Genomic DNA, 20,868 nt, shown 5'->3' with positions numbered 1-20,868 from the left:
TTTTAAATTAAACTATAAACTACTTATTAATCTTTGCTTCTAAAGCCTGAATTCTTTTCTCTTGCATGATGACATACAACATTAATTCTTCAATCTTTTCTTGTTGAATTTTTGTGATTTCTCCAAGTGATAATCCTTCTTCTTCTACAGTAGCTGCAGATGGAACGTTTGGTAAGTGATTGTTTTCATTAATATATGCTTCAACTTCCATCAATGGAGTTAATACATAATTGTCATCAAAAACATAATCTGCCCAACCTGTACGTACACGTACTTCATCAGATAAGATTCCGCCAGCTACAAATAAGTTGTAGTTGCTTATGTTTGTGCCTCCAATAGTAGTTGGCATGTTTAGCGTTCCTACAGATAATTTTTGAGAAAAATATCCTTTTCCTCTAAAGAAACCACCAAAAGTGTTGTTTCCATTTATCTCATCAACTCCTACAACTCCAGCTGCAAAACCTCCATTTACAGAGTTATTTCCTGCCCAAGCACCTTTTAAGTTACCATATACTCCAGCAATTTGTAGCGCATTAGATCCACTTGTTCCACTTAAATCAGTAATAAATCTACCAGCCATTGTGCTAGAAGTTTGAAAAGATGATCTTGCTGTAGATACTGTAATGCTACTAGCCATACCTAAGGTATTACTTGAAGCTGCCCAGTTGCTATTGTATCCAATATGACCTGTAGTTGTAGAGTTTGTACTACTATAATTAGATGTAGCTCTATACGTTTGTGCAATTTGAGCTCCCTTAACTCCAGATCGCACTCCGCCATCTACATCTAGTTTTACATTGGTAGCAGTTCCTACTGCTACTGGTGGAGCCGTAGTTCCGATTCCGACATTTGTACCATTGTCATTTACTTGTGATTGAACATTTACTGTAAAAAATAGTAATAATGGTAACACGATTGATAGTGTAACTTTTTTCATGATTAAATTGTTTTAATTAGTGTATTGGTTAATTTACAGACTAAAACTAGATATAAATATCTTACATGCTAAAGAAGATAAGCTTTTATGTTTTATGGTTTTTTGTATTTTTTATTAAGAAAAAAATAGTATTTTATGTAAATAAAAGACTATATAGTTAGTAGGTTATTAGTTTTTGTTAAATTATTGAAAATAATTATTTTAGTTTAAATATCTATAAAATAGATTGTTACGCTCTTTTTGGTAAGGTTTTTATTTTGTAAGAAAATCATAATGTGAAATTAATCTTAACAAGTTAGAAACTTAAAGACAGATAAATTATAGTATTTCATTTAATATTTTAGGCTTTTATTTTATTTGATTGTTTTTTAATTTTTAGCAAAATATTTTAGGTGCATTTATATTTAAAACAAAAAAACTCCCATGTTTCCATGAGAGTTTTTATATATTCTAGACTTAGAGAATCTCAAATGCCTTAGTTTTTTTATTTTTTATAAAAAATAAACTAAGATACTATTCTGAAAATAGTAATTATTCTTCAATAATTACCCATTGACCTTTTGCGATTAATGGCTCTGCTTGTTTGTATTTTACAGTTTTATTTTCACCTGTCATTACGTTTTTGATAGTAACACGTTCATTACGACCAATTTTTGGCTTATCACGAACAATTGTTTCAGTTACTTGTGGACGTTGTTGCTGTGATTGTTGCATAGCTTGACGTTGTGCTGCTGCTTTTTCATCACTATTTAATACTTCTTCTTTTGAAGTTGTATAGTTATCTTTTTTACGTTTTTGCTCACGTGCCTCACGTACACGATCAGGATTATTATCTGCTAGTTCTCCCTTGAATAAGAAAGAAAGAATTTCACGATTTACTTTATCAATCACTTCTTTGAATAATTCGAATGCTTCAAATTTGTAGATTAATAGTGGATCTTTTTGCTCGTGAACTGCTAATTGAACAGATTGTTTCAATTCGTCCATTTTACGTAAGTGTGTTTTCCAAGCATCATCAATAATTGCTAATGAGATATTTTTTTCAAAATCAGTTACCAATTGTTTTCCTTGAGAATCATATGCATCTTTTAAATCACTTACAACATTTAATTCTTTAGTACCGTCCGTAAATTTAACAACAATACGTTCGTATTTATTTTCAGGATTTTCATATACATCTTTTATAACAGGAAAAACAGCTTCTGCGTTTTTCTCCATTTTTTCATTATAGCTCTTAAAAGCTGCTGTATATACTTTTCCAATAATTTCTTCTTCGGTCATTTTTGTAAACTCATCTTCTGATACTGGACTAGCAATAGAGAAGTAGCGAATTAACTCAAATTCGAAGTTTTTATAATCATTTGCAGCTTTGTTAGTTTGTGTGATAATTTCGGTAGTATCATATACCATATTCGAAATATCCACTTTTAAACGCTCTCCATGTAATGCATGTCTACGACGTTTGTAGACAACTTCACGTTGTGCGTTCATTACATCATCATATTCTAATAAACGCTTACGAATTCCAAAGTTGTTTTCTTCTACTTTTTTCTGAGCACGTTCAATAGATTTTGTCATCATGGAATGTTGAATTACTTCACCATCTTTCAATCCCATTCTATCCATCATTTTGGCAACTCTTTCAGAACCAAATAAACGCATTAAGTTATCTTCTAGAGAAACATAGAACTGTGAACTTCCTGGATCTCCTTGACGTCCAGAACGACCACGTAACTGTCTGTCTACACGGCGTGAATCATGTCGTTCCGTACCTACAATTGCCAATCCTCCAGCTGCTTTTACTTCATCACTTAACTTAATATCCGTTCCACGACCTGCCATGTTTGTTGCAATAGTAACTTGTCCTGGAATACCAGCTTCGGCTACAATATCAGCTTCTCGTTGGTGTAATTTCGCATTTAATACGTTGTGTGGAATTTTTCGAATCGAAAGCATTCTTCCTAATAATTCCGAAATTTCTACAGAAGTAGTACCAATTAATACAGGTCTTCCTTGTTTAGACAATTCAGTTACCTCATCAATAATGGCATTATATTTTTCACGTTTTGTTTTGTAGATTAAATCTTCTTTGTCTTTACGAGCAATTGGTCTGTTTGTTGGAATTTCTACAACGTCAAGTTTATAGATTTCCCATAATTCGCCAGCTTCCGTAACCGCCGTACCTGTCATTCCAGACAGTTTACGGTACATTCTAAAGTAGTTTTGTAAAGTTACTGTTGCGAATGTTTGCGTAGCATCTTCAATTTTTACATTTTCTTTAGCTTCAATTGCTTGGTGAAGTCCGTCAGAGTATCGACGTCCATCCATAATACGACCAGTTTGCTCATCAACAATTTTTACTTTGTTATCCATTACTACATATTCTACATCCTTTTCAAATAGGGTATAGGCTTTTAGTAATTGACTCATTGTATGAATACGCTCACTCTTGATTCCAAAGTCTCTAAATAATTCTTCTTTTAGTTCAACTTCTTTGTCTTTTTCTAATTCTTGTGCTTCAATTTTGGCAATTTGTCCTCCAATATCAGGCATAACAAAGAAATCTTTGTCATTGCTTCCGCTAGATAAATATTCAACTCCTTTGTCTGTTAAATCAATTTGATTATTTTTCTCTTCAATCACGAATAGTAATTCTGCATCAATTTTGTGCATTTCGCGATTGTTGTCTTGCATGTAATAGTTCTCTGTTTTTTGGAGTAATTGTTTTACACCTTCTTCACTTAAAAACTTGATTAATGCTTTATTTTTTGGTAAACCTCTGTAAACTCTTAATAACAAAACACCACCTTCTTTGGTATCGCCTTCTTTAATCAGTTTTTTAGCTTCAGCTAAAACACCTGTTAAGTATTGGCGTTGCGTTCTTACTAATTCGGCTACTTTAGGTTTTAAATCATTGAATTCATGTAAATCTCCTTGTGGAATTGGTCCAGAGATAATTAATGGTGTACGCGCATCATCAACCAGTACAGAATCGACCTCATCTACAATAGCATAGTTGTGTGGACGTTGTACTAAATCATTAGGTGAATGCGACATGTTATCACGCAAGTAATCAAAACCAAATTCATTATTTGTACCATAAGTAATGTCAGCAGCATAGGCCTTTCTTCTTGCTTCCGAGTTTGGTTGATGGTAATCTATACAATCAATTGTAAATCCATGGAATTGGAAAATTGGAGCCATCCAAGCGCTATCACGTTTTGCTAAGTAATCATTCACGGTTACTAAATGCACACCTTTGCCAGTTAAAGCATTTAAATATACAGGAAGCGTTGCTACCAACGTTTTTCCTTCTCCTGTTTGCATTTCGGCAATTTTACCTTGATGCATTGTAATACCACCGATTAGCTGTACGTCATAGTGAATCATATCCCAAGTGACTTGCTTTCCGGCTGCATCCCAAGAGTTTTGCCAAATAGCATTATCACCATCTAGTGTAATGTAATCAACTGTTCCTGATAATTCTCTGTCGTATGGAGTCGCTTTTACGGTAAGTTCATTATTATGAGCAAAGCGTTTTGCTGTTTCTTTTACCACTGCAAATGCTTCTGGTAAAATTTCTAGTAATACACCTTCCGTTATTTCGTATTCTTCGTCTCTAAGTTTATCAATTTGTTGATAAATATCTTCTTTACGCTCAATATCTGAACTTGATTCTGCTTCTTCTGTTAAAGCAGTTATTTGAGCATTATTTTCTTTACATGCTTCTGCTATTTGCGATTTGAAGTATATAGTACGTGCTCTAAGTTCGTCAATAGACAACTGAGATAGTTGTTGTTCGTGCGACTTAATTTTATTTATGATAGGCTGTAAGCCTTTTATATCTTTCTTGGATTTGTCTCCAACAAAAATTTTCAACATTGAATTTAAAAAACTCATGGTTTATTTTGGTTTTATATTAAACCAAAAAAAAGCCTCGAAATTGAGACTTTTTCCTTGTTTAACTTGTTTTAATATTCATCTTCATTCCAGAGATAATCATCATCTGTAGGATAATCTGGCCAAATTTCTTCGATAGATTCATAGGAATCACCTTCGTCTTCAATGGATTGTAGGTTTTCCACAACCTCTAAAGGAGCTCCTGTTCTAATTGCATAGTCAATCAACTCATCTTTTGTAGCGGGCCAAGGTGCATCACTTAAATGAGATGCTAGTTCTAATGTCCAATACATATTTTTAGATATTATTTTTTTGCAAAAATAAATTTTTAAATGAGAAAGTCAAGTAAAAAAATCATTATTTACACATTATTTTTAAGAACGTTTTTTAAAGAACATCTATTTCCTTAAAAATTAAATAGTTATGAATTCTTCTTAGGAATCCATTTTATTTCATTCGCTTGTAAGTCATTGGACAATTTTCGTGCCAACACAAAAAGGTAGTCAGAAAGTCGGTTTAAGTACTTTAATGAATTTTCATCAAAAGGCTCTAATTCGTAAAGCGCTGATGCTAAGCGTTCTGCTCTACGACATACGCAGCGGGCAATGTGACAGAATGACACCGTTTGGTGTCCGCCAGGTAATACAAAGTGTGTCATTGGTGGCAAAGCAGCATCCATCGTATCCATTTCACGTTCTAAGGCGGTAATATTATCTTCAGAAATTTTTGGAATATTTAAACGATCTTTCCCGTTTTTTAAAGTTGCCTTTTCAGGATCAGTAGCCAACACGGCACCAACTGTAAATAACAAATCTTGAATATCCATTAATACATTTTGATAATGCGGATTAATTTCTTGATCTCTTATAAGACCAATGTATGAATTCAATTCGTCAACTGTACCATAACTATCAATTCGGATATGATGCTTGGGAACACGCGTACCACCAAATAGTGCAGTAGTTCCTTTATCTCCAGTTTTAGTGTATACTTTCATCTTTTTCCTTTTCTAGCTTTTCTTTAAAATGATTTTGTAATCGCTTTTTAGTTTTCTTGTTTTTTATGTAAACAAAAATGCCACCTATAACAAGTGCAACAAGAAGCTTCAAACTAATCATTCTCCTTTTCTTTTTTCTTTTCGTAATAGTTATCCCTGAAATTTCTTCCTTTACGATTATACAGTTTATTCTTGTTCCTTTTGTTATTTAGTAATAGTAAAGGAAACACGATACTTACAATTATAAAAACCCAAAGTAACATAGTATGTTTATTTTTTCTGCATGTGCATTGTTAGATGCATGCAAGTGTATAATTGATGCTCATTAGTTTGCGATTTCTCCCAATCTTTTTGATGCAATTTTTTAATATAATTTAATTTCTTTTTTGAACCAATTGGAATTAAGTTTAGAAAGAAGGCCCATTTGGATGAACCTAAGATTCCATGACGCTCTATTACATTGAATTCCTTGTGAAAACGTTGAACAGTTTTCTTTGAAAAAGGCCATTCCCAATCAGCATCAGACTGAAAAGGTCTGTATATTGCTCTAATTACTTTTAACGGCCAACTAGTTTTTAACGGATCGTATGAAATTAATTGTCCGTTTGGCGCTAACTTTTCTTGTAGTTTATCAAATAACATGTCTAAACTCTCAAAGTGATGTAAAACCCCGTAAGCATAGATAATATCAAAGTCTTTTTCTTTAAAATCAGGCGATAAAAAATCAACTTCTTTTGCTTCTGCATTTGGTAAATCTTTCAAGCGTTCATTCAGTTTTGCAATTGCTTCATCACTTAAGTCAATTCCTAAGTAGCTTTTAGCATTTTCAGCTAAATATAAACTTAAGTAATTTCCAGCAAAACATCCTAAATCCAATACTTTTTTATCTGATAAATCACCTAACCAAACTTTATGTCTGTCATAAACTTGTTCACTGATTTTTAATTCTTTTCTAAAATCAGAAAGCAATTTATTTCGCATATACGACCAAATTTTAGTCGCAAAATTCTTCTTTTTTGTATTGTAGAATTCTTTCTGTCTTTTGTTGACTTCTAATACTTTTTCTAATTGTGTATTGCTCACTTTATTAGGTTTTTAATTGGGAGAAATGCAAATTAACAAAAATTGTCATTAAATTACTTCTTTTGTTTGATATTTAGTGTTACTCTACTTTTATGGTGTTGGTAGTTTGGTTTCTGAGTCCTTTGTAGTATTAGCAAATTAATGAAATAAGTGTTAGCGCGTTCAACTTACAGTCTTATTACAAAATGTTCCTTTGCCTGTTCTTTTCTAAAGAAAACAAATCCCCAAAAAAACGTATCAATAGTTACGGTAACTTTTGAGTGGTTTTTAATACTTTCCCAAGCTTCTATCATTTCCTTACTCCAATGAATATCATCAAATATAAAAACCGAATCGTTATGTATGTTGTTTAGTAATTGATTAAAGTAGGAGAGTGTTGCTTCTTTTTGATGATTTCCATCAAAGTAGATTAAGTCATAGGTTTTGTCTGCGATTTTTGGAAATGTTTTTTGAAATTCATCAATATGAATCTTAATGTTTTTTGCTTGGTATTTTTTAAGTTGTTTTTGTGCGATAGTTGCTGTTTCAGGACAGCCTTCAAGCGTATCAATAGTCGTTGCTTCTTTCATAGCAATAGTAGCAATTCCTAAAGAAGTTCCTAATTCAAGGCATTTTTTTATATCTAAATAAGGAATTAAGCGTGCTAATAGTTTTGCTCTTTTTGGTGTAATTCCTGCATTTTTAGCTATTGCTGAGATTTTTCTTGTATTGGATGAGAATACTCTACTTCCTGCTCCAAAATCTGTAATTTCAATAGTATTATCATTTTGAAGCAACTCTTTCCGGTAACTATCAATAGTATTATAAATTTCCTTCGATTTTGTATCGTAAAAACATTTTGTCACCAAATCATACACAAATGGAGAATGTACACCGTGCTCATTGGTTGATTTTGCTAAGAATTTAAAATACGAAAGAATTTGATACCACATAGTTTATTCTTCTATTTTGGAAGCCAATTCAAACCAACGCTCTGTTTTTTCTTCAGATTCATTGATGATTTTCTGCAATTCTAATGATTTCTCTTGAATTTCGTCTTGTGATAATTCGCTAGTAACAAACAATTGTTCAAGTTTATCTTTTTCTTCTTCTAAACGTTGAATGTCTTTTTCTAAACGTTTGTATTCTTTCTGCTCATTATAGCTTAGTTTTTCGCTATCGTCTTGTCGCCACGATTTTTTTTCTTTTTTCTCTATAGAAGTCTTCGTATCTGGAACAATACTATCTTCATATACTCTAAAATCAGTGTAATTCCCAGGAAAATCTTCAATCAGGCCATTTCCTCTAAAGATAAATAGGTGATCAACAATTTTATCCATAAAGTATCTATCATGTGAAACAACTAGTAAACAACCAGGGAAATCGAGTAGAAAACTTTCTAATACATTTAATGTAACAATATCCAAATCGTTTGTAGGTTCATCCAGAATCAAGAAGTTAGGGTTTTGAATCAAAACTGTACATAAATATAAGCGTTTCAATTCTCCTCCAGAGAGTTTTTCTACAAAATCATACTGACGCTTTCTGTCGAATAAGAAGCGTTCTAATAATTGTGCAGCAGAAATTAAACGACCTTTCTTTAACGGAATATATTCTCCATATTCTTTAATAATGTCAATTACTTTCTGACCTTCTTTCGGGTTGATTCCGCTTTGCGTATAATATCCAAATTTAATAGTTTCTCCTACGATTACTTTTCCGGCGTCAGGCTTTAACGCTCCTGTAATCATATTTAGAAACGTAGATTTCCCAGTTCCGTTTTTTCCAATAATTCCAATACGCTCGCCGCGTTTGAATACATATTCGAATTTATCTAACAATACTTTGTCTTGGAATGATTTGGAAATATTATGCAACTCAAGAATCTTACTTCCCATACGTTCCATGTTGATTTCCAATTGCACTTCATGTTCGTTACGACGTTTGTGTGCTTTTTCTTTAATGTCGTAAAAATCATCAATTCTAGATTTCGATTTTGTTGTACGTGCTTTTGGTTGACGACGCATCCAATCGAGTTCTTTTTTGTATAAGTTTTTAGCTTTTTCTACAGAAGCTTGTTCAGATTGAACACGTGCTTCTTTTTTATCTAAATAATAAGAATAGCTTCCTTTATAATTGTATAATTGACCATTTTCAAGCTCTACAATTTCATTACATACACGTTCTAAAAAGTAGCGATCGTGCGTTACCATGAATAACGTTATACTTTCTTTTTTGAAATATTCTTCTAACCATTCAATCATCTCTAAATCTAGATGGTTTGTAGGCTCATCTAAAATTAATAAATCAGGTCTATTGATAAGAACCGTTGCTAAGCCCAACCTTTTTTTCTGTCCTCCAGACAAGTTGCTAACTTTCTGAGAAAGATTTTCCAGCTTTAGCTTAAATAGAATTTGTTTGTATTGTGTTTCAAAATCCCAAGCATTATGTGCGTCCATTTTTTCAAATGCTTTTTGATACGCTTCTGTATCATCAGGATTTAATAATGCTTTTTCATAATTATGAATAATATCCAAAATAGGATTTTCGGAAGCAAAAATGGTTTCTTCTATTGTAAGGTTTGGATCTAAATTTTCATTTTGAGAAAGAAATGCCATGTGAATTCCTTTTCGCGAAATAATTTGTCCGCTATCAGATTCTTCTCTGCCAGTAATGATATTGAGTAATGATGTTTTTCCGGTACCATTCTTTGCAATGAAAGCTACCTTTTGATCTTTGTTGATTCCAAAAGATATATTTTCAAATAATACACGTTCTCCAAAAGATTTAGAGATATTTTCAACGGATAAATAATTCACTTTATTGATATTTTTTACAAATTAAAAATAAAAAGATCATATATCTTGCATAGAATTTTATTATTAATGCGTAAAAGTTATATTTGCTAATTGAACAAATAGATTTTTTTTAATGAAATTGAAAGCCTCAATATCTATTCTACTTTTATTATGTTTCCTGTCTTCTTGTGTAACAAACAAAGAACTTACTTACTTTGGTGATAAAGAAAAAGATAAGGAACTCATACAGCAAAGTATTAAGGTTAACCAGAAACCATATAAGCTTCAAATTGGTGATTTATTATCGATAAACATCAAATCTTCAGATCCGAAATTAACAGAAATGTTTCAACCTAGTACTAATGATAATGCAAATGCAGCACAATCAGAACAAGGATTGTATTACAATGGTTTTACTGTTGATATGCATGGAAATATAAAAATCCCACTTATTGGAGAGCTTAATGTTTTAGGATATACTACGGATGAAATAAGTAAGATAGTCCGTGAAAAGTTATTAGATGAGTATTTTACAGAAGAGGCAAATATTTTTGTGGTAATAAAACTTGCTGGTTTAAGATTTACAGTAACTGGTGAAGTCGGAAGTACTGGAATTTATACTTTATACCAAGATCGAGTAAATATTATAGAAGCCTTAGCAAGTGGAGGAGATATAAGTACTCTTGGAAATAGAAAAGATGTATTGGTGATACGTCAGTATCCGCAAGGTCAAAAAATACACCATATAGATTTAACGAGTGCAGAGGCATTTAATTCTCCTTATTATTACATAAAACCTAATGATATGATTTATGTAAAACCATTAAAACAGAAATCATTAGGAACTGGAACAACATTAGTGCAGTCTATTACTACTGTTGTTACCGTTTTGTCGTTGGTAACAAGTATTATAATATTATCTAGAAATTTATAGCCACATGGAAGAGGAATTCGAAGAATCAGTATCGCAAAATTCTTTTGATATAAAAGCATTTGCATTACGAGCATTGAGTTATTGGTATCTTTTCGTAATTACTATGGGAATTGCTTTTGTGATTACATATTTCTACAATAAAAGATTACAACGAATTTATAATGTTGAGAGTTTAATTTCAATTAAAGAAGAGCAAAACCCTTTCTTTTCTGCAAATACTAGTTTAGTATTTAATTGGGGAGGAACTAGCGATAAAATTGAAACCATCAAAATTATTCTTGAATCTAGATCTCATAATGAAGAAATTGTTAGTTTACTACAGTCATATATTCATTACTTACGAAAAGGCGAGTATAGATATGAAGATATATATAAAAAAGCTCCATTTAGAGTAGAATTAGATGAACTTCATAACCAAATGATTGATCAGATAATCAAAATAAAATTTATTGATGATAATTCATATGAACTTTCTTTTGATTTTGAAGACAAAACGACATTTAATGTAATTAATTATACAGCAAATGAAATTTCTAGAGAATCAGTTATATCTAAGGAGTTTAAAGAGTCGTATAATATTAATGATACAGTTTTACTACCGTTTTTAAAGTTTAAGTTAATAAAAATTCCAGAAATAAAGTGGAATACCGGACAGGATTACTATCTGCGTTTTTCTTCAATTAAATCTGAGGTAAATAAGTATAAAAACATAAATGTTTTTCTAAAAACAAAAGGAGCTTCATTATTGGTATTGAGTCTTGTTGGGCCGAATAGAGAAATTTTAGCCGATTATTTAAATGCTACTGCAGATGTTTTAAGAGAAAAACAGTTAGAGCAAAAGAATCAATTTGCAGTTAATACGATTGCTTTTATTGATAAAATGATGGTGGGTGTAAAAGATTCATTAGAATCCGAAGAAGATAGAATTAGAGAGTTTAAACAACGAAATCAGGTTTTAAATCCTTCAGCAGAAGGAGATGCTTTATTTACAAAGTTAAGTAGTTATGATGATCAGATAAGTGGCTTAAATTTAAAATTACGATACTGCGAACTTTTAAAAAATTATTTAATTAACGCAGAAGATTATTCAAATTTACCAGCGCCAGCTTCATCAGGTATTACAAATCAAAACATTATACAAGGAGTTACTAAAATTGTAAATCTTTCAGTTACAAGGGCACAGCGAGCAAAAACAACCAAGAATCCAATTTTTTTAAAAGATATTGATCGATCTATAGAAGCAACAAAAAACGTGTTGTTAGAAAGTATTATTACAGAAAAAACATCTATTGAGTTAAATCAGCAAGATGTGAGATCTAGAACAGCTAGAGCGCAAGCAGAATTTAGAAAATTACCTGCTGAAGAACAAGAATTATTCAACATACAACGTAGTTATGAAATAAGTCAGGCTTCATATACAATGTTGCTTACAAAACGGAATGAAGCTGGAATTGCTAAAGCATCTAACGTTTCTGATATTAAGGTGATTGATAGAGCACGTGATCTTGGGCAAGCAGCAATAGCTCCTGATACACAAAAAAATTACTCCATAGCACTTTTTATAGCATTATTACTTCCTGCTTTATTTGTTTTTTTGACAACAATTCTTGATACTAATATTCATACTCCAGACGATTTAAAATCTAACTCAACTATTCCAATTCTTGGAATTATAGGAAGAAGTAAAGTTGCTAATAATTTAGCTGTATTTAATAGCCCTAAGTCATCTGTGGCGGAATCTTTTAGAGGAATTCGATCGAGTCTACAATATATCTATAAGGATTTAGATATAAATAAAACAAAAACAATTATGGTAACTTCTTCAGTCAGTGGAGAAGGAAAAACCTTTTGCTCAATAAATGTGTCTTCTGTTTTTTCCTTAATGGGAAAAAAGACAGTTTTAGTTGGACTGGATTTGCGTAAACCTAAGATATTTGATGATTTTGGAATTACAAACGATTTTGGTGCCGTAAACTACTTAATTGGTCAAAAAACATTACAGGAAGTTGTGCAGTCTACAGGATATGAAAATTTAGATGTAATTACTTCTGGACCAATTCCGCCAAATCCTTCAGAATTATTAATCAGTTCACAAATGGATAAATTCATGGAAGAACTTCATGAAAGTTATGATTATGTTATTTTGGATACGCCACCTTTAGGATTGGTTTCTGATGCTGTAGATTTAATAAAATATGCAGATGCAACAATGTATTTGGTTCGACAAGAATACACTAAAAAGGCAATGCTGAATGTCATTAATGAAAAGTACAAGAAAAAAGAAATAACAAATATAAGCTTTGTATTAAATGATTTCCGTCAAAAAGCCAAATATGGATATAGTTACGGATATGGTTATGGATACGGCTACGGTTATGGAAACTATGGAAATGGTTATCATGAAGATGAACGAAAGTCATTTATGACTAGATTGAAAAATCTGTTCAAAAAAAGTTAAACTAGACAACCCCAAATTAAGGAATGTGTAATGCATTTCGGAATAAAGCGATTATGACGATATTAGGAATATCCGCATTTTACCACGACTCTGCCGCAGCAATTGTTCAAGATGGGAAAATTATGGCTGCTGCGCAAGAAGAACGTTTCACACGTAAGAAACACGATCCTGCGTTTCCAACAAATGCAGTACGTTACTGTTTAGAACACGTTGGAAAAACAATAGATCAATTAGATGCGGTTGTTTTTTATGACAAACCATTATTGAAATTTGAGCGATTGTTAGAAACCTATTATGGTTTTTCGCCAAAAGGTGTTGCTTCATTCATTACTGCAATTCCCGTATGGTTAAAGGAAAAAATGTTTTTAAAGAAACTAATTAAAGATGAGTTAAAAGAAATTCACTCATATGATAAGAAAAAACTAAAACTACTTTTTCCAGAACATCACTTGTCACACGCAGCAAGTGCTTTTTATCCTTCTCCATATAAAAAAGCAGCAATTTTAACTTTGGATGGAGTAGGAGAATGGGCTACAGCTTCTATTAGTTTGGGTGATGGAGAAAATATTACAATGTTGAAAGAATTGCAATTTCCGCACTCAGTCGGATTATTATATTCAGCATTTACTTATTTCTTAGGATTTAAAGTGAATTCAGGAGAATACAAGCTTATGGGGTTAGCGCCATATGGAAACCCGAATTCAGAACGTGTGCAAAAATTTAAAGAAATCATTAAAACCAAACTAATCAAGATAAATGAAGATGGTTCTATTTGGTTAGATCAGAAATACTTTAACTATGCGGTTGGTTTGCGCATGGTATATGATGATAAATGGGAAGTGCTATTTGGTTTTCCAAGACGAACGTCTGAATCTGAATTTGAACAACAACATTCTGATTTAGGCCTAGCAATACAAGAAGTAACAGAGGAAATTATTATCAAATTAGCGAAACATGCTAAAGAAATTACCGGAGCTGACTATTTATGTATGGCAGGTGGAGTTGCATTGAATTGTGTTGCAAACGGAAAACTCCAAAACGAAAATATATTTAAAGAGATATTCATTCAACCTGCAGCAGGAGATGCTGGTGGTGCTTTAGGAGCTGCATTAACTGCAAATTATCTATATTTCGAGCAAGAACGAGAAATAGTTTCAAATGACGCCATGAAAGGTTCGTATTTAGGTCCTGAATTCTCAGATTTAGATGTTGAAAATATCAATAGAAAATACAATGCAAAAGCTACGCATTTTTCTAATTTTAATGAATTAACAAAAGAAGTAGCAAAATATATTTCAGAAGGAAATGCAATAGGTTGGATGCAAGGACGTATGGAATTTGGACCAAGAGCTTTAGGGAGAAGAAGTATTTTAGGAGATGCCCGAAATCCAGAAATGCAGAAAAAACTAAACCTAAAAATTAAATATAGAGAATCATTCAGACCATTTGCGCCATCAGTATTGTCAGAAGATGTAAACGAATTTTTCGATTATAAAGGAATTTCGCCATATATGTTGTTGGTACATAAAATTCACTCAAAAATAAAAAATGAAGTTCCTGTAAATTATCATGAATTACCAATTCGTGAAAAACTATATGTAGAGCGTTCATCATTACCAGCAATTACACATATTGATTTCTCTGGGAGAATTCAAACAGTTCACAAAGAAACCAATGCTGAATATTGGGAATTGATTAATGAGTTCAAAAAAATCACAAATGTTGGAGTAGTTGTAAACACGAGTTTTAATGTTCGGGGCGAACCAATAGTTTGTACGCCAGATGATGCATATCGTTGTTTCATGCGTACAGAAATGGACTATTTAGTTATTGGGAATTACGTATATAAAAAAGAAGAACAGCAAAGTTGGGACGATCCTGATGATTGGAAAGAAGAATTTTTATTAGACTAATTATTGTGTGGAAAACGATAAAATATAATCTCATTGTTTTACTAGTACTTTTAGTATTAGTGGAAGCTTTGTTGTGGTTTTTTCCAGTGTCAGATCCGTATGAGAATGCTAAGAAAAATATGTTTTTTCCAACAATTGGTAACATGTATATAGAATCGCAGTTTGATCGAAATATGAAACTGCAATTCTCTACAGAAGATGGATTGTTAGGATTTGAAAACTATAAAGAAGTTACCGACTTTACGATTAATAACTATGGTTTTCGTGGAGAAGATTTAAAAATGCCTAAACCAAATAGTGAATATAGAATATTTGCAATAGGAGGAAGTTCTACAGAAAATCTATATGTAGATGATAAAGATGTTTGGACGCAGGTTTTGCAAGAAAATTTAAATCGTGAAAACTATCAAAATAAAATTGTAAAAGTATACAATGCAGGTAAATCTGGTGATAACATCCAAGATCATGTAGCTATGTTAGTGCATAGAATTGTGCATTTACAACCTGATGAAGTAATTGTGTTTTGTGGAGTTAATGATGTTACCAGGCTAATGTTAGATGATAATCCCTTAAAATATAATATAACAAAGCAGAAAAAAGAAGAAATTGGTTTCCGAAAAATGTTGGGTATATTTATGTATGAATTTCAAATTCCAAGACGTTTATTTTATGCGTTTAAAAGCGAAGATGAAAATTTAGAAACCATTGGAATTCAATCAAAATATGCAAAAAAAGCAGCGAAAACGCAAGCGAGACTGATTGAAAATAAATTACCTACAGTAGATTATGGTAATTATGTGAATAAAATAAAATCACTTATAGGTATATGTCAAGCTAATGATATAAAGCTTATATTTGCGACGCAAGTAGTGACTTGGGATACGAGTGAAAAAGCCTTAAAAAAATGGCATTGGATGACGTCTCGCGGAGGCATTCGTTACAATGCAGAAAAGTTGCAGCAAAAAGTAGATAGTATCAATATGATTACTGTAAATGAAAGTGTAAAATTTAACATTCCAGTATTTAAAACAGATTCTATCATTTCAAAAACTAGTACCTATTTATATGATGATTGTCATTTTAATCCGGCAGGAAACAAAAAAATGGGAGAAGAACTAGCTAAATTTATAAAAGACACAAAATAACTATCATATGGAATTCTTGAAAGATATATTTAACTTCTTAAAAGAACGAAAAAAATTCTGGTTATTGCCAATGATCATTGTATTACTATTGCTAGGAGTTATCCTAGTTTTAGGAGGAGGATCAGCAATAGCACCATTCATTTACACACTATTCTAGTATGAAAGAAAGTAATACGAAAGTTATATTAGTAATCGTGGCTGGATTTTTAATAATCTCAGCTATTCTAGAGTTTCATTATGTAAAAATAGATGCAGCCAATGCTGTACGGTACATTGCTTTAGGAGTTGGTGTAGCATCGTTTATTCCTCCATTAGAACGTTTAGTTGTCTGGATTTGGGAAAAAATTGCACTAGTTTTAGGATGGATTAATACAAAAATCATCTTATCAGTTGTGTTTTTTATCTTTTTGACGCCATTTGGAATCTTATCGCGTATATTCTCAAAAAACAATCTAAAACTGAAACACGATTCTAACACTACATTTGTAGAACGAAATCATACCTACTCAAAAAAAGATTTAGAAAACATTTGGTAACCATAATAAATACTCAATAAACGTGAACAAACCCCAAGAAAACAATACATGGTTATTTGAGATATCACCCAAAAGCAACCTTTTTAACTTTAAATTTAAAGAAATTTGGCGCTATCGTGATTTACTCTTGCTTTTTGTACGCCGTGATGTGGTTACTTTATACAAACAAACAGTTTTAGGTCCTTTATGGTATCTTATTCAGCCATTGATGACCTCTGTAATTTTCACATTAGTGTTCAATGGAATTGCAGATATAAAAACTGGAACAGTAAATGCCTTTCTCTTTAACTTAGCAGGAATTACTATATGGAATTACTTCGCAGAATGCTTAAAAGCGACTTCTGATACATTTAAAAAAAATGAGAATATCTTTGGAAAAGTATATTTTCCTAGAGCTATTATGCCGCTGTCCATTACAATATCAAACTTACTAAAGTTTGCAATACAGTCATTTATATTTATTGCTTTTTACATTTACTTTTCCTTAAATGGAGAAACAGGAACCTTATCTTGGTATGTATTGCTAATACCTATTGTGGTGATTATCATGGGAGTTTTAGGACTTGGTTTAGGAATGATCATTTCTTCCATGGTTACAAAATATCGTGATTTAAGCTTTTTAGTTCAATTTGGAATACAATTACTAATGTATATCTCAGCAGTGATGTATCCAATAACAATAGTGGAAGATAAATTGCCAACCTATGTTTCATGGTTGGTTGCTTACAATCCTTTAGCACATGTAATAGAATCATTTAGGTATATGGTTTTTTCAGGAGCTTATTTAGATAATGGGCAGGCAATTTTTTCATTAATAAGTATAGGAGTTATGTTTGTAGTAGCTTTCATTGTTTTTTTACTAGGTTTAGTGATATTTAATAAAACAGAACGTAATTTTATAGATACGGTATAATGGAAAAAGATATCATATTACAGGTAGAAGAATTATCCAAACAATATCGTTTAGGAGTTATTGGTACAGGAACTATTACACATGATTTAAATCGTTGGTGGCATAAAATTCGTGGAAAAGAAGATCCGTATCAAAAAATAGGAGATAAAAATGCACGTACTGAAATTGGGACTTCCAACTATGTATGGGCGTTAAAAGACATATCTTTTGATCTTGAAAAAGGGGAAGTATTAGGAGTCATCGGAAGAAATGGTGCAGGAAAATCAACCTTGCTAAAGCTACTTTCTAAAGTAACAACACCAACAAAAGGTGTAATTCGTTCTAAAGGACGAATTGCCTCTTTGTTAGAAGTAGGAACTGGGTTTCATCCAGAATTAACAGGAAGAGAAAATATATATCTAAACGGTGCAATTTTAGGAATGACTAAAGCTGAAATCAAAGTAAAATTTGATGAAATTGTAGAATTTGCAGGTGTTCAACGATATATAAATACACCTGTAAAGCGTTACTCTTCAGGAATGAAAGTGCGTTTGGCATTTGCTGTAGCAGCCCATTTAGAACCAGAGATCCTTATTGTAGATGAAGTGTTAGCGGTTGGAGATGTTGAATTTCAAAAGAAAGCCATTGGTAAAATGCAAGACATCTCTCATGGAGATGGGAGAACAGTTTTGTTTGTGAGTCATAATATGATGACGATACGTCGGTTATGTAGTAGAGCTATTTTGTTAGAAGACGGAATGGTTTCCTACGCAGGAGATGTAGAAAGTACTATAAATAAATACATTGAAAAGAATACGGTTATTAAGGAAACGGATATTGCAACACGTACAGAACGTTTAGGTTCCGGTCAAGCCAGAATAACAAATGCTGTAATACTTTCCAGTGAAATAAAAACAGGTGCTCCGTTTGAAGTAGAACTCAGTTATAAAAATAATTCCAATTTTGAAATTGATGAATTTGGAATTAGTATATGGAAATTGGATGAAACAAAAATTATCAGCATATCATCAAACCTGAAAAAAGAAATTGCTACGATTGACCAAAACACAGGAAAAGTGAGATGTAAAATAGATTCTTTACCTTTAGTTCAAGGTTCGTACTTATTAAACGTATTTGTAGCAAACAAAGCAGGAGTTGCCGATTATCTGGAAAAAGTACTTACGTTTGAAGTGGAAGAAAATGACTATTTCGGAAATGGCAAACTAGTCGATTCTAAATGGGGAACAATAATCGTAGATCATAAATGGAAACACACTAATAAATAATGATTCAAGAATACTCAGAACTTAATAGCTGGCACGATCAAAAAGATCCTTGGGATTATGAAAATAGTGCGGATGACATCAAACGAAAAGATATTCTAATAAGTGAAATTCCACTAAAACATTACGGAACTGTACTCGATATTGGTTGCGGGCAAGGATTCATTACACAAAATTTACCAGGTGATAAAGTGTATGGTGTGGACATTTCTGCAAATGCAATAAAATTTGCAAAACAAAAAGAAACAGATACACTGAAATTTTTAGAAGGAAGTATTTTTGACATTGACAAAATTGCACCTGAAAAATTTGATCTTATTATCATTACGGGCGTATTATACCAACAATACATTGGGAAATCTACAAACTTGATCTATCAACTAATAGACAACATCTTAAAAGAGGATGGAATCTTGATTTCAGTACATATTGACGATTGGTATTATTCTCAATTTCCATACCTACGTGTAAAAGAACTCTTTTACAAATACAGAACCTACAATCATAAACTTGAAATTTACCACAAATGATTTTAATGTATCATAAAATATATTTGGACTCGCCAACTATGTGGTGGGTTACTGTAAATGACTTTTACAGGCAAATGGCAGAGTTATCTTCAAAAGAAGTGGTATTCTTAGAGGATTATGATGTAAACAATCCGAAACATGTAGTAATCACGTTTGATGGAATTTATAAAAACGTGTTGCAATATGCAATGCCCGTCATGAAACAGTTTGGATATCCGTTTGAACTATTTATCACTTCTGACTATTTAGACAAAGACAACGAATTTGATAACGTAGAACCCAATGCACCATTTACAAGCAGAGAAGAATTGCAAGAATTAGTTGCTAACGGAGGAAGATTGCAATGGCACACAAAGTCACATCCAAACTTAAAAGAAGTTACAGACAGAGAATTAATTATAAACGAATTATCAATTCCTGAAGACATCAAAACACTTGATCTTAACGGATTCAATTGGTTTGCATATCCACATGGAGAATTCAATGATGTAGTTCTAGAAGAAACAGCAAAACGCTTCAAAGGAGCAGTTTCATGTAATCAAGGGAATGATTCGGATGTATACAAGCTAAACAGGCTTACGGTTGTCAATGAAACAAGTCTTCGAAAAGAAAAAATAGCATGTATCATAGCAAGTTATAACTATGGAGATTTTTTAATAGAAGCTATAGAATCTGTATTAAAACAAACCATTGTCCCAGATGAAATACTTATTACAGACGATCACTCAGATGATGATACACAATTAATTGCAGAAGGGTATGTGAAAAAATATCCTAATCTCATCAAATACAACAGAAATGAGAAAAACATGGGAATTGTAGCACATTTCAATAAAGCCATCAAACTCACAACGGCTGAATATGTCTTCTTTTTAGGAGCAGACAATCGTTTGGTCAGTAACTATGTGGAAGATTGTAGCAATGTGTTAGATCATAATAAAGACGCGGCAATTGCCTACACAGACTATGCATTCTTTGGTTCAAGAGCAAAATTAACGCATCAAAACTTTACCGAAGAATGGAAAGGCGCAATCATTTTAGATACATTTTATCAAATCAACTTTCCAGAATTTGATACAAAAGAAGCATTAGTTGCGCAAATAGAAAAACGAAACTGTATTCATGGTTCGTCTATGTACAGACGTTCTGTGTTTGACGATGTTGGCGGATACATTGAATCGAAAAAAGCAGAAGATTACAACTTATTTAAACGTATCATAGCGAAAGGCTGGACTGCTAAAAAGGCTGCAAATACAAACTTAGAATACAGACAACACAACATTTATCAGGCAAATAACATAGTTGGAATGCAAATGAAAATGATGCATTACAAAAAGATGTATGAAGAAGTAAGTAAGTATAATAACTCAACTTATTTTAAAACTTCATACAAAGTATACAAGGGCTTGCGATTTATAAAATATAATTATAAAAGACCGTTTAAAGTCTTGAAAGCACTTAAACGCAAGTTTTTCAAGTAATT

General features: G+C 32.0%; 17 protein-coding genes. 10 read left to right on the top strand and 7 right to left on the bottom strand.

Annotated features, from left to right (window positions below; all coding sequences use genetic code 11):
* Window positions 1-19 precede the first annotated feature (19 nt).
* The 7 genes from Q0828_RS13170 to Q0828_RS13140 all read right to left on the bottom strand — a co-directional run bounded on the left by Q0828_RS13170 (window position 20) and on the right by Q0828_RS13140 (window position 9,715).
* Window positions 20-937 carry a hypothetical protein gene (locus Q0828_RS13170; RefSeq protein ID WP_298421622.1) on the bottom strand — a complete coding sequence of 306 codons (918 nt, stop codon included), beginning with the start codon at window positions 935-937 and terminating at the stop codon, window positions 20-22.
* 531 nt (window positions 938-1,468) lie between these two features.
* Window positions 1,469-4,837 (bottom strand): preprotein translocase subunit SecA, encoded by a 3,369-nt coding sequence (gene secA, locus Q0828_RS13165; protein WP_298421619.1) that lies wholly within the window; start codon window positions 4,835-4,837, stop codon window positions 1,469-1,471.
* A gap of 71 nt (window positions 4,838-4,908) precedes the next feature.
* Complete coding sequence (locus Q0828_RS13160; RefSeq protein ID WP_046755590.1) at window positions 4,909-5,130, bottom strand: DUF2795 domain-containing protein; 222 nt, start codon at window positions 5,128-5,130, stop codon at window positions 4,909-4,911.
* A 128-nt stretch (window positions 5,131-5,258) separates the two neighbouring features.
* Window positions 5,259-5,834 carry a cob(I)yrinic acid a,c-diamide adenosyltransferase gene (locus tag Q0828_RS13155; protein ID WP_298421610.1) on the bottom strand — a complete coding sequence of 192 codons (576 nt, stop codon included), beginning with the start codon at window positions 5,832-5,834 and terminating at the stop codon, window positions 5,259-5,261.
* A gap of 270 nt (window positions 5,835-6,104) precedes the next feature.
* On the bottom strand, window positions 6,105-6,917 hold the full coding sequence (locus Q0828_RS13150; RefSeq protein WP_298421607.1) for a class I SAM-dependent methyltransferase: 813 nt from the start codon (window positions 6,915-6,917) through the stop codon (window positions 6,105-6,107).
* Window positions 6,918-7,084: 167 nt separating this feature from the next.
* Window positions 7,085-7,849, bottom strand: a complete 765-nt coding sequence (locus Q0828_RS13145) for a class I SAM-dependent methyltransferase (protein ID WP_298421604.1) — start codon at window positions 7,847-7,849, stop codon at window positions 7,085-7,087.
* 3 nt (window positions 7,850-7,852) lie between these two features.
* Entirely contained in the window at window positions 7,853-9,715 is a 1,863-nt protein-coding gene (locus tag Q0828_RS13140) for an ABC-F family ATP-binding cassette domain-containing protein (RefSeq protein WP_298421602.1), read from the bottom strand.
* Between the two features lie 112 nt (window positions 9,716-9,827).
* On the opposite strand from Q0828_RS13140, the gene Q0828_RS13135 reads away from it, so the two are divergent.
* Genes Q0828_RS13135 through Q0828_RS13090 form a run of 10 tightly spaced genes read left to right on the top strand, consistent with a single transcriptional unit; the run spans window position 9,828 to window position 20,866 of the window.
* Window positions 9,828-10,628 carry a polysaccharide biosynthesis/export family protein gene (locus Q0828_RS13135; protein ID WP_298421597.1) on the top strand — a complete coding sequence of 267 codons (801 nt, stop codon included), beginning with the start codon at window positions 9,828-9,830 and terminating at the stop codon, window positions 10,626-10,628.
* Between the two features lie 4 nt (window positions 10,629-10,632).
* Window positions 10,633-13,086 carry a tyrosine-protein kinase gene (locus tag Q0828_RS13130; protein ID WP_298421594.1) on the top strand — a complete coding sequence of 818 codons (2,454 nt, stop codon included), beginning with the start codon at window positions 10,633-10,635 and terminating at the stop codon, window positions 13,084-13,086.
* Window positions 13,087-13,139: 53 nt separating this feature from the next.
* Complete coding sequence (locus Q0828_RS13125) at window positions 13,140-14,999, top strand: carbamoyltransferase (protein WP_298421591.1); 1,860 nt, start codon at window positions 13,140-13,142, stop codon at window positions 14,997-14,999.
* Window positions 15,000-15,004: 5 nt separating this feature from the next.
* Window positions 15,005-16,144 carry an SGNH/GDSL hydrolase family protein gene (locus tag Q0828_RS13120; RefSeq protein ID WP_298421588.1) on the top strand — a complete coding sequence of 380 codons (1,140 nt, stop codon included), beginning with the start codon at window positions 15,005-15,007 and terminating at the stop codon, window positions 16,142-16,144.
* Between the two features lie 7 nt (window positions 16,145-16,151).
* Window positions 16,152-16,301, top strand: a complete 150-nt coding sequence (locus Q0828_RS13115) for a DUF5989 family protein (protein WP_173427043.1) — start codon at window positions 16,152-16,154, stop codon at window positions 16,299-16,301.
* 1 nt (window position 16,302) lies between these two features.
* Window positions 16,303-16,680: a hypothetical protein gene (locus tag Q0828_RS13110; protein ID WP_298421583.1), complete on the top strand. Its 378-nt coding sequence runs from the start codon at window positions 16,303-16,305 to the stop codon at window positions 16,678-16,680.
* Window positions 16,681-16,702: 22 nt separating this feature from the next.
* A complete protein-coding gene (locus Q0828_RS13105; protein ID WP_298421580.1) occupies window positions 16,703-17,593 on the top strand; it encodes an ABC transporter permease in 891 nt (296 codons plus the stop codon).
* Window positions 17,593-18,858, top strand: a complete 1,266-nt coding sequence (locus tag Q0828_RS13100) for an ABC transporter ATP-binding protein (protein ID WP_298421577.1) — start codon at window positions 17,593-17,595, stop codon at window positions 18,856-18,858. The genes Q0828_RS13105 and Q0828_RS13100 overlap by 1 nt, the downstream gene beginning before the upstream one ends.
* Complete coding sequence (locus Q0828_RS13095; protein WP_298421574.1) at window positions 18,858-19,385, top strand: methyltransferase domain-containing protein; 528 nt, start codon at window positions 18,858-18,860, stop codon at window positions 19,383-19,385. The genes Q0828_RS13100 and Q0828_RS13095 overlap by 1 nt, the downstream gene beginning before the upstream one ends.
* A gap of 5 nt (window positions 19,386-19,390) precedes the next feature.
* Window positions 19,391-20,866: a glycosyltransferase gene (locus Q0828_RS13090; protein ID WP_298421571.1), complete on the top strand. Its 1,476-nt coding sequence runs from the start codon at window positions 19,391-19,393 to the stop codon at window positions 20,864-20,866.
* The last annotated feature ends 2 nt before the right edge of the window (window positions 20,867-20,868 follow it).

It is taken from the genome of uncultured Kordia sp. (assembly GCF_947496985.1).
GTDB lineage: Bacteria > Bacteroidota > Bacteroidia > Flavobacteriales > Flavobacteriaceae > Kordia.
This window is presented reverse-complemented; position numbering and strand designations above follow the sequence as displayed.